General features: G+C 66.3%; 11 protein-coding genes. 3 read left to right on the top strand and 8 right to left on the bottom strand.

All coding sequences use genetic code 11. The features are described from left to right. A partial coding sequence (locus tag AC1DT2_RS09260) for an integrase core domain-containing protein (protein ID WP_477295963.1) occupies positions 1-205 on the top strand: 205 nt, incomplete at its 5' end. Positions 206-326: 121 nt separating this feature from the next. Here the strand turns inward: AC1DT2_RS09260 and AC1DT2_RS09255 are convergent. The 3 genes from AC1DT2_RS09255 to AC1DT2_RS09245 are packed head-to-tail and all read right to left on the bottom strand — an operon-like array spanning position 327 to position 4,676. Beyond that, positions 327-1,568, bottom strand: coding sequence for a multifunctional CCA addition/repair protein (locus AC1DT2_RS09255; protein ID WP_477295962.1), 1,242 nt, complete (start codon positions 1,566-1,568; stop codon positions 327-329). Between the two features lie 8 nt (positions 1,569-1,576). Beyond that, positions 1,577-2,518: a complex I NDUFA9 subunit family protein gene (locus AC1DT2_RS09250; protein ID WP_477295961.1), complete on the bottom strand. Its 942-nt coding sequence runs from the start codon at positions 2,516-2,518 to the stop codon at positions 1,577-1,579. A gap of 40 nt (positions 2,519-2,558) precedes the next feature. Further along, complete coding sequence (locus AC1DT2_RS09245) at positions 2,559-4,676, bottom strand: transglycosylase SLT domain-containing protein (protein ID WP_477295960.1); 2,118 nt, start codon at positions 4,674-4,676, stop codon at positions 2,559-2,561. A 127-nt stretch (positions 4,677-4,803) separates the two neighbouring features. Between AC1DT2_RS09245 and AC1DT2_RS09240 the strand changes: the two genes are divergently transcribed. Beyond that, positions 4,804-6,438 (top strand): glycoside hydrolase family 17 protein, encoded by a 1,635-nt coding sequence (locus AC1DT2_RS09240; protein WP_477295959.1) that lies wholly within the window; start codon positions 4,804-4,806, stop codon positions 6,436-6,438. Between the two features lie 4 nt (positions 6,439-6,442). Here AC1DT2_RS09240 and AC1DT2_RS09235 read toward each other — a convergent pair whose 3' ends face one another. From AC1DT2_RS09235 to AC1DT2_RS09215, 5 genes are all read right to left on the bottom strand, one after another. Continuing rightward, positions 6,443-6,823 carry a hypothetical protein gene (locus AC1DT2_RS09235; protein ID WP_477295958.1) on the bottom strand — a complete coding sequence of 127 codons (381 nt, stop codon included), beginning with the start codon at positions 6,821-6,823 and terminating at the stop codon, positions 6,443-6,445. Positions 6,824-6,831: 8 nt separating this feature from the next. Further along, complete coding sequence (locus tag AC1DT2_RS09230) at positions 6,832-7,644, bottom strand: endonuclease/exonuclease/phosphatase family protein (protein WP_063573255.1); 813 nt, start codon at positions 7,642-7,644, stop codon at positions 6,832-6,834. A gap of 89 nt (positions 7,645-7,733) precedes the next feature. Further along, complete coding sequence (locus tag AC1DT2_RS09225) at positions 7,734-8,390, bottom strand: thiol:disulfide interchange protein DsbA/DsbL (RefSeq protein WP_477295957.1); 657 nt, start codon at positions 8,388-8,390, stop codon at positions 7,734-7,736. 30 nt (positions 8,391-8,420) lie between these two features. Further along, positions 8,421-9,308, bottom strand: a complete 888-nt coding sequence (locus tag AC1DT2_RS09220) for a thiol:disulfide interchange protein DsbA/DsbL (protein ID WP_477295956.1) — start codon at positions 9,306-9,308, stop codon at positions 8,421-8,423. Positions 9,309-9,382: 74 nt separating this feature from the next. Next, positions 9,383-10,195 carry a c-type cytochrome gene (locus tag AC1DT2_RS09215; protein ID WP_477295955.1) on the bottom strand — a complete coding sequence of 271 codons (813 nt, stop codon included), beginning with the start codon at positions 10,193-10,195 and terminating at the stop codon, positions 9,383-9,385. A gap of 172 nt (positions 10,196-10,367) precedes the next feature. Between AC1DT2_RS09215 and AC1DT2_RS09210 the strand changes: the two genes are divergently transcribed. After that, positions 10,368-10,697: GTP-binding protein (locus AC1DT2_RS09210; protein ID WP_477295954.1), on the top strand; the 330-nt coding region annotated here is incomplete at its 3' end.

The raw sequence follows: 10,697 nt of genomic DNA, 5'->3' as shown, positions 1-10,697 counted from the left end.
GATCGAGAGGATCTTCAAGACGCTCAAGTACGAGTGGGTACCTGAAGGAGGCTACGCATCTATCGCCGAGGCCGAGAAGGAGCTGACCGACTTTCTGATCTACTACAACCTAGAACGGCAACACTCGCGACTAAACGACATCCCGCCAGTGCTCTTCGAGCAACTGGCGGCTCAGGCTCCTACACCGGTGTCCAGAAAAGCTTGACCACTGCAATTCATCGGCGATCCCGCGGCAGCGGGCCAGTTTGTGTAGGAGCCGATTCATCGGCGATCCCGCGGCAGCGGGCCAGGGTTTGGCAAGCACCCATTCGCCGATGAATCGGCTCCTACAGGAGCGGGGTGGCGGCGGGCTTCGGGACGGATGCGATCGCGTGGGCCTGGGCTTTTTTCATGGCCTCGCCGATGGCGGGACCTTGCAGCCCCTTCTCGACGAACGGCTGCGAGGTAATCGCGGCGGCGGCCATGCGGCAGGCCCGTAGAAAATCCGCCTGCGGATAGGGCGCCTCTTCGCTACCCAGCCGCCCTTGCTTGTCGGCCATGCAGGCAAGAAGAAACGTTTCCAGACGCTCCGGCCGCCTTAGCGAACCGACGGCATCGAGCAGACGCAGGATGGTCGCGGGCTTGAGCTCGAACGCCATATGCGCGTTGAGATGGTGCTTGCAGACCAGTTCGGCCATCGACGCGTATTCCACCGGCACTTTCAATCGCGCCGAGATCGCCCGCACGGGTTCGACACCGCGCTGCTCGTGCATGATGTGCCGTGGCAGCACATCCGGCGGCGTCAAGGCCTTGCCCAGGTCGTGGGTGAGCGCACACCAGCCCACCAGCGCGTCGCCGGGCGCGAGCCGCGCGGCGGCGTCGAGCACCAGTTCGATGTGAATGCCGGTGTCCACTTCCGGATGAAACTCCGGTCGCTGCGGCACGCCGTAGAGCGCATCCACTTCCGGAAACAGCACGCGTAGCGCGCCGCTCTCGCGGAGCACCTGCAGGAAGACGGACGGCGCAGGTTCGCTCAGCGCCTTGCGCGTTTCCGCCCAGACCCGCTCCGGCACCAGATGGTCGATCTCGCCGTCGTCGACCATGCGTCGCATCAATGCCATGGTTTCATCGGCGACGCGAAAACCCAGCGGCGCATAACGGGCCGCGAAACGAGCCACGCGAAGCAGGCGCACCGGGTCCTCGACGAACGCCTGCGACACGTGGCGCAGCGTACGCGAGGCGATATCGGCGACGCCGCCGAAGGGATCGACCAGGCTGCCGTCCTCGTGCTGGGCGATCGCATTGATCGTCAGATCGCGACGTTCGAGATCCTGCTCCACGGTGACGCCCGGGTCGGCATGGAATGCAAAGCCGTGGTAGCCGCGCCCGGTCTTTCGCTCGGTGCGGGCAAGCGCATATTCCTCTTTGGTATCGCCGTGAAGGAAGACGGGGAAATCCTTCCCCACGGCCTTGTAGCCGGCGGATAGCATGTCTTCGGGCGTAGCACCGACAACGACCCAGTCGCGATCGACCACCGGGCGGCCCAACAAGTGATCGCGGACGGCGCCGCCAACGAGATAGATGTCCATGGGAGGCTTCAGGGGCGACGTCGCGCGCGTGCTTCGTCCAGCCGACGCTGGCGAATGGGTTGGCCGAGAAGGCGAGGCAGCCACGCGGAAAACGACTGCGGCACGATGCCGAGCTGGGCGAGACCGTCGACCTTGCCGACCGAGTCGGTGCGCAGCGTGCGGAAGTTATCCGGCGTGAACGGCTTGCCCGGCACGAACTGGGCGAACTGCGCCTGCAGCCGGCCCAGCGCATCGGGCATGGGAATGATCCAGCGACGACGACCGCGCGCGTCGCGAATAGCGCGCACCACGTCGATCAGCGACCAGGTTTCGCGGCCGTAAAGTTCGAACGTGCGCAACACCGAGATCGTCGGATCGGCGACGGCCCGCGCCATGGCCTCGACCACATCGCCCACGTAGACAGGCGCGATCTTTGCGTTGGGGCGGGGCAGCGGCATCGCCGGGACGAACGCCAGGAGCTTGTCGAAGCGCGAGACCAGGCCGTCGTTCGGTCCGAAGATGGTGCTCGGCTGATAGATGGTCCAGTCGAGGGTGGAGGCCTTCACCAACGCTTCGGCTTCGCCTCGCGTACGCAGGTAGGACGAGAGCCCCTGACCTGCCTTGAGCGAACTCATCTGGTGGAAGCGGTGCACGCCGGTATCGCGGCAGGCCTCCACCAGCAGGCGTGTCAGTCCTACATGCGCACGTTCGAACGTGTTGCGGCCGCTCTCATTCAGGATGCCGACGAGGTTGATGACAGCGTCGGCCCCGGCGATGTGACGGCGCAGGGTGGYAGGGTCGTAGACATCCGCGCTGGCCACCGTGACGTTGCGCCCGACGACGCTATGACGGCGGCCTTGCCGGTTGCGCGAGAGCAGGATCAGTTCATGGCCGTCCGCGGCAAGGCGCGGAATGAGGGCGCCACCGACGAAGCCGGTGCCCCCGAGTATGACGATCCGTTGGGTTTTCATGGAGCCAGCCTATGCCCGCAAGGGGCTGGCGCCAAGCAGGTCATGGCTGGGCGTCCGGTGAGGCAGGTGCCGAAGACGCCGCAGCCGGCGCCGGCTGCATGACGGCGGGCGCCGCGGGAGCGGTGTCCAGCCCACGTCGTGCCACGGCGGCGGCAGGTGCGGGGCACGAGACCGGTTTGCGCAGGGCGCCGGAAGAAGGCAGCGAATAAGCCGCGCCGATCCGGGTCATCCGCGAGCTGATCGGCAACGCATTGCCCGTCAAACGCCAGTCGTAGATCACTGCGAAGGCCATCACGCGAGCGACGTATTCGCGCGTTTCCTTGTAGGGAATGCTCACGACGAACAGGTCGGGATCCAGTGTGCCGCGTGCAGTGAGCCACTGGTCGACCTTGTTCGGGCCTGCGTTATACGCCGCGCTGGCCAGCCAGGGGGCGCCGTTATAACGCGCCGCCATCTGCGAGAGGTAGCGCGTGCCGAGCACGATGTTGGTACTCGGATCGTAAAGGCTGTCGCCGCCGGACCACGAAAGCCCGTTCCGTTTGGCCACGAGGGAGGCCGTTCCCGGAAGCAGCTGCATCAGGCCGCGGGCATCCGCGCCCGAGCGCGCATCCGTCATCCATGCGCTTTCAGCGCGGATGATCGCGTAAGCCCAGGGCGCCTCGATACCCGCCTGGCTGGCCTGCTCGACCACGCCGTCCTGTCGGGCGAGCGGGAAACGCTGTTCGTAGAGGCGCAGGGCATCGCCGGACGACAAGCCGAAGACACCGCGGTCGTACCAGCCCTTGCGGAAGGCGAGGTCGGCGGCGAGACGCTGGGTGTCGGCGTCGCGGCCGGCGAGGGCGGCCGTCCATTCGCGCCGACCCTGCTTCTGCAGGCCCACGGCGTAAAGCTCGAAGGCGCGGTCGAGACCCGGTTCGGCCAGCAGCGCCGCCTCGCGACGCTCGTCGGTCGCCATGGTGGCGGGACAGATGGCATACGCGGTGTCGATACGGTCGGCGGCGAGAAAGCCGAAGTAGGTCGCTTCCTGGGACACCGATTGGTACAGCGCTTTGGCTTCACCCTGACGACCGAGCTTGCTGAGGACCAGGGCGCGGAAGTAACGCCATTCACCGTCGTCCTTCTGGGATTCGCCCAGCGCATCCAGCGCGGCGAGCGCCGCGGTCCAGTCCTGCCGTGCAAGCGCCACCCGCACGCGCCATTCGCGCGTGGCGTCGGTCTGTGCGCCAGGCGGTAGGGCGGCCAGTCGGTCCAGTGCGGATTCGTCGAAGTCCGTGGCATGGAACAGCGCCAGTGCATTCTCGATCGCGCCGCGTTGTTGCTCGCTCAGCGTGAAGTGCGAGGACAGCGAGTTCCACGCGCTATCGGCGACGGTGGACTGTTTGCGCGCCATGCGCTGCAAGGCGAGCGTGACGGCCTGCCGATGACGCGGCGTATCGGGCCAGTTCGCGGCGTCGCTTAGCGCAGTGGTCGGATCGTTGAGGGCCTGGGCGATGCGTTGGGCCGCGATCGTGTCGTCAGCGGGCAACCATGGCGCCAGCGCGGCAACGGTGCCGCCCTTGCCGGCATCCGCGGCAATCTGGATGCGCGTCCACACACGCTCGGGCGTCAGCAGTCCCTGGTCGTGGGCGGCCGACAAGACCGGATCGCAGGCATTCGGCAGGCTGGCCTTCTTCCACAGGTCGGCAAGATCGCGTTCGAAGACGAGTGGCTCGTCACGCGATAGCTTCGCCTGCAAGGAAAAACAGGTCAGCGCATCACCAAGGCCCGCCTGATACATGGCACTGAAGGTCGTCCAGTCCTTGCGACGTGCCAGTTCACTGAGAAAATCCTTGCGCAGGTCGGCGGCGGGAATCATCCCGGGGTAGCGCGCCAGGTAAGCATCTACCGGGGCACGGTCGAGGGTGCGCAGGTCGTGTTCCAGCGATGCCGCTTCCAGATAAGGAAAGAGCACATAGCCCTCCAGGCCCGTCGCTTGCGAGCGCCAGGCATCACCCCCTTGTTGGGCGACGGCATAGGCCTGCCGGAAGCGGGCGCGCTCGGCGTCGGTGCCACTGGCCAGGGCGGACAGGCTGACGGCGAGCCCGCAGACGGCGAGGGCGAGTCCGCCCAGCAGGCGGAGGGAGCGATCGACGCGTCGTGCTGCCGGGGCGAGTGCCATCGGGTCTTCCTTTACGGGATACGGGGGATGTACTGCCTGATTGTAGGGGAAGGCGGTGCGCAGGTCGGATGAACGAAGGCATCCGTCTGGAATCGCCCTGACGCCTTGGGCCCGTTAAGCTAGCGGGATGCCGCCCATCACGCCCTACGCGCGCCTCGCGCGCCCCCTCGCATGGATCGTCCTCATCGCCGCCGCCCTCTTTGGTGCAGGCTACTGGTGGACGCTCGGCCGCCCGATTCCGCTGCCGGATTCGCCCACGGCGAGGATCGCCTGCGTCTCGTATGCGCCCTTCCGGCTGAAGGGCGAGAACCCGATGGACCCCCACGCCTTTGTCTCGCGCGAACGCGTTGAGGAGGACCTCAAGGCCCTGTCCACGCGCTTCGACTGCGTGCGCACCTACGCGATGAACCAGGGTCTGGAAGCGGTGCCGGACCTTGCGGGGCGCTACGGCATGAAGGTGTTGATGGGTGTGTGGCTGGGTCGCGATCCGGTCGCGAACGAACAGCAGATCAAACTCGCGCTGGATGCGGCGCGTCGCGATCACGACACGCTGCGAGGCATCGTCGTCGGCAACGAAGTGCTGCTGCGAGGCGAGTTGTCGCCGAAAGCCCTCGGCGCCCACATCGCACGCGTGAATGCGGCGACCGACGTCCCGGTGACCTACGCCGACGTCTGGGAGTTCTGGAAAAAACACCCGGAACTGGCGAAGGACACCGACTACATCACGATCCACATCCTGCCGTATTGGGAAGACGAACCCGTAGCACCGGCCGACGCCGTGCATCACGTCGCCGATGTGTACCAGGCCATGAAAAAGGAGTTTCCCGGCAAGTCGATCATGATCGGCGAGACCGGTTGGCCGAGTCAGGGGCGCACGCGCCGCGACGCGAGCGCGAGTCTGGTCAACGAGGCGCGCTATATGCGCGAATTCCTCAACTACGCCGCCACCGTCGACATGCCCTACAACGTCATCGAGGCCTTCGACCAGCCGTGGAAGCGTGACCTCGAGGRCACCGTCGGCGGTTACTGGGGCATCTTCGATGCCGATGCCAAGCCGAAGTTCGCCATGCAGGGTCCGATCGTCGAAGAGCCCCGCTGGACCTGGGCCATCGGCGCCGGTGGCGTCGGCGCGCTGCTGTTTCTCGTCGTGGGTGCGGTGCGGCGCCGCTGGCACGGCGCATCGGGCTGGCTCGCCCTGGTTCTCGCCGGTTTCGCCACCGGCACGGCGCTGGCGGCCCACGCACGCCTTCTTCTTTTCTCCGCTCGCAACAACGTGGAATGGGCGACGGGTGTGATCGTCGGCGTTCTGGCGCTGCTGACCGCGCTGTCGTTGTCCCGTGCCTTGGCATCACGCCTGGCCTCGCCGGTGAACCCCGCGGCGATCGCGCCACGTCCTGTCGAGCGCCGTCGCCTGGGCATCGTCTGGTCGGACGCGTTTACCCCGCAACGGTTTTTCTGGATGTTCGTACTGGCGCTCTACGGCATCCTGATGGTGTTCAACGGTCGCTATCGCGATTTCCCGATCGGCCTGTTCGCCTTGCCGTGCGTGGGGTTCCTGCTGCTTGCGGTCCTGCGCACGCGTGAGGACATCCTCATGCCGCTGGTCGAAGAACGACTGCTGGGCATCTGGATCGCCGGTCTGGGTATCGCGGTGGTGGTGCAGGAACTGGGCGCGAACGCCGTGTCCTGGGGCTGGATGCTGCTCAACCTGGCCCTGGCGTTGCCCGTACTGATGGCCTGGTACCGGGCGCGGCGCGACTAGCCCGTCAGGCTTCGGCGGTAACCTGCTGACGGTCGTACTGCACGCGCACCAGTCGCAGTGCGCCGATCAGTAGCGCAAGTGCGCCGCCCTCGTAACAGTAGAGCTGCAGTGCGATCACGCCGAAACTCGCGGCGAGCACGGCTGCCGCCGTATTGCGCCAGAACAAGGCGACAAGTGCCATGAGCACCGCCGCGTATCCGTAGCCATAGCTGAGGAAGCCCTCGACGACGAGGGTACGCGTGGCGCACCACCACGGGCCGTCAGCGCTGTCGCAGGCGTGCGCCATGTCCGAAGGCTCGATGAAGCCATAGCGAAGCCACGCCGCGCCGGCGGCGACCAGAACGATGATGGCCCAGGGCAGGGCGGCGCGAAGGCTGGGTTTCATGGCGCGTGTTACCTCGGTCGGGATGCGCCGGCTGCCTCGGCAAGAGCGAGGGGCAGGCGGATTTCGGCGGCAAGAGGCAGATGATCGGAGAAGGCACGGGGTAATGTCCACGTGCGTTCGAGCTTGATGTCCGCCGAGGTCAGGATATGGTCGAGCGCGCGGCGCGGTTTCCAGCTGGGAAACGTGAGTGTGTTGACGGTCGGCATCTGCAGCGCCGTCTTGTCGAAGAGCACGCGCATCTCGGGACTGTTCGGCTCGGTATTGAGATCGCCCATCAGCACCGCGTGCGGATAAGGCGCAAGCAATTCGGCGATGAAGGCGAGCTGGCCCATGCGTGCCTGCGCGCCGAGCGAAAGATGGGCCACGACCATCACCAGCGCATCCGGGCCCTCGCCAAATCTTACGAAAAGCGCACCACGGCCCTTGATTCGGCCGGGCAATGGGTAATCGATGACTTCGGCCGGTTCGATGCGGCTGAGCAGGCCGTTCGCCGAGTGGGCGACGCGGGCCATTGGCCGGTTCGGCTGGTGGCTCCAGAATGGCATGCCCGCCGCTTCGGCGATGTAACGGGTCTGGTTGAGGAAGCCGGAACGGAGGCTCCCCGCGTCGGCTTCCTGCAGGCCAACCACGTCGAATTCATGGAGAAGCTCGGCCAGCGAATCGAGATTGGCCAGCTTCGATCGGCCGGGTAGCACGGCGTTGACGCTACGCGTGACGTAGTCGCTGTAACGCTGGACGCTGGCGCCGGCGAGGATGTTGCAGCTCAGCAGGCGCAGGGTGCGCTCGGGAGCGGAGGACGGATTCGGCGAGGAGCGGGTCATGGGTTTCGCGATGGTTACCACGTCGGGCCGTGACTGCCGAGGATGCCCCCCGCCGTGTGAACGGGGGGCATCGGCGTCGGCTCAGTGACTTACTTGCCGCCCTTGAGTTCCTTGTTGACCAGGAACAGGGTCATCTCGTTGAGTTGGTCGAAATCCTTGAACTGTGCGGGGCGGTACTTGCCATTGACGATGATCGACGGTGTGCCGTCCACGCCCCAGGCCTGGATCAGCTTGGTATCGGCGATGATGCGGTCATGCGTTTCCTTGCTGTCGGCGATGGCAAGGAACTTGGCCTTGTCGACGCCGGCATTCGCGGCATACCAGTCCGCGAGCTCGTCCAGCGTGCGCAGCGGATAGTGCTCGTCGTGAATGGCGTGGAACAGCGCGGCGTGCGTCTTGGGCAACACGCCCAGCTTCTGTGCGGCGTAGAACGACTGCGCATACGGCAGCCATGCATCGTTGAACGCCGCCGGGATGGCATGGAAGACCACACCCTTCGGCAATGTCTTCTGCAGTTCTTCGACCTTCGGCTCGTAGTGCGAGCAATGGATGCAGCCGTACGAGAACACTTCGACGACTTCGACCTTGCCGTCCTTCGGATCGAGGCGCACCGGCGCGGCGATGGTGGCGTACTGATCGTCGGTAAAGCTGGGCGCGGCCCCGGCGGCGGCCGGATTGGCACCACCCGCCGAGCAGGCGGTGGCCAGGGTCAGGCCGACGAACAGGAACGAGAGACGCTTGAACATGAAAATCTCCGGGAGAGGTCGAGAACGCGGTTACTTACCCGCGGCTTCCTTGCTGACGAGCCACTGGGTGAGCTCGACGGCCTGCGGATAGCCACCGGCGCTGGTAGGCGACAGGCGGTACTTGCCGTTGACGATGATCGCCGGCGTCCCATCGACCTCGTAAGCCCGCACGAGTTCATCCGCGCGCTTCATCTTCGTAGTGATGGTGAAGGACTTGGCCGTGGCGACGAACTCTTCCGGCTTCACGCCGTACTTCGCGTAGAACTTCGCGACATCGTCGATGGTCGGCCACGCGGTCTCGGGCTTGCGCCGGTTGGAGGTGCTGTCCAGGATACCCAGCTCGCCGCTCTTGTTCACCGCGTCGAACATGGCGTCGTGGCTCTGCTTCTCGATGCCGAGCGCCTGGGCGGTGAGGAAGGCGCGCTGCATCAGCGGCCAGTTCTCGTCGGGGCGGAAGGAGGCCGGGGTATAGGTCATGACCGCGCCACGGGGCAGGTCCTTGGCCATCTGCTCGACGAGGCCGTTGAACTGGTAGCAGAACGGGCAGCCGTACGAGAACACCTCGGTGACTTCGATCTTGCCCGGCGTGCTGGTCGGCTGGGCGGGATCGATACGGAAGTAGTTCTTGCCTTCGACCCATTTGCCGTCATCGACGAAGGGCTTGGGGGCGGGACGGTTGGCGTCGTCGGCGTCCGCCGTCGGGGCGGCGGCGGGGGCGGCTTCGCCGGCGGTGCTGCCGGAAGCGGCGGGCGCGGCCGTCGAAGCCGTTGCGGGCGTCGGTGCTGACGCGGGGGGAGTCGGCGTCGTGGCGGCAGCCGCGGGGGGAGTCGTGGTGGGTGCAGCGGTATCGTTGTTACCGGAGCCGCAGGCCGCCAGACCGATCAGGGCGGCGCAGAGCAAGGGAAGGCGCAGTCGCATCGGGATTCCTTTTCTAACCTTCTAAACGAGAACGGGCCCGAAGGGGCCCGTTCGATCTTCCAACTTTAACGCCATCAGCGTGTCGCGGGTGCGTCCGCCGCTTCGTTCGTGTGCAGGCCTTCGATATAGCTGGCCAGCGCAGCGATGTCTTTCTCGTCCAGTTTCTGTGCGATCGAGGGCATGATCTTGGCGTGGGCATCGTCGCCCCAGGCGGTACCGTCGTGCCAGGACTTCAGCGTGGCTTCGATGTACTTCGCGTGCTGACTGGTCAGCTGCGGGTACATGGCGCCCGGATTGCCGCGGCCGTCCGGACCATGGCAGGCCATGCAGGCGGGAATGCCTCGCGCGGTATCGCCTTCGCGATAAAGCGTCTGGCCCTGATCGACCAGGGCCTTGTCGGCGACGCCGGGCAGCGGCTTCTGCTTGGCGAAATACGCGCCGATGTCGTGCATGTCCTGCGGCGTGAGCGGCGCGGCCATGCCCATCATGATCGGGTTCTGGCGCTTGCCTGCCTTGAAGTCCGTGAGCTGGCGAACGATGTACTGCTCGCTCTGCCCCGCGAGGCGCGGGTACTGGGCGTCGGTCGAGTTGCCGTCCAGCCCGTGGCAGGCACCGCAAGCGGCGGCCTTGCCCTGGCCGGTGGTGGCATCGCCCGGCTTGACCGCGGCCGTCGCGTCGCCGCCGGGAGCGCCGGGCGCGACCGTGGCCGTTTCGTTCGTCGGCATGCCCGGCGTGGCCGGATCGGTCGCCGGATTCGCCCCTGGCTTCGCCGCGGTGGTCGCCGGCGCCGGCGCGGCGGCCGGTTTGGCGGGTGCTGCGGTCTGGGCCGCGGCTATGTTCATGACGAGCATCGCGGTGATGGCAGCGGCGGCGTGCCGAAACTTCATAAGTCTCTCCAAGGGGGATGCTTCTGGATCGGGCGCGCTTCCCCACGCGCCGCAACCAAAAGATTATGAGGGGCTCGGGAGAGCCGGGTCAAACCGCATCAGCGCGCGACGGGGCGCGGTATCGCATACACTGCCCGACCATCGTTTTTCCCGCCCGGCGGGCTATCCCCTCATGTCTTCCAATCCGCTGAACGGCGCCACCTTCGTACTGGCCGCCCACGAAATCGTCCAGCTGCCCTTCGATCAGGGCGCCGAGGTGGCCTTTGCCGGGCGCTCCAACGCCGRCAAGTCCAGCGCGTTGAACGCGCTGACCGGCCACAACGCGCTGGCGCGCACCTCCAAGACGCCGGGGCGCACGCAGCTGATGGTGGTGTTCGACCTGCCGCGGTTGAAAGTGGAAGGGGCCGAGCCGCTCGACAGTCGGCTGGTCGACCTGCCCGGCTACGGCTACGCAAAAGTGCCCGAGGCCATGCGCAAGCATTGGCGCGGCGAGATCGATGCC

The organism is Luteibacter sp. P4_E6, from assembly GCF_056401535.1.
This window is presented reverse-complemented; position numbering and strand designations above follow the sequence as displayed.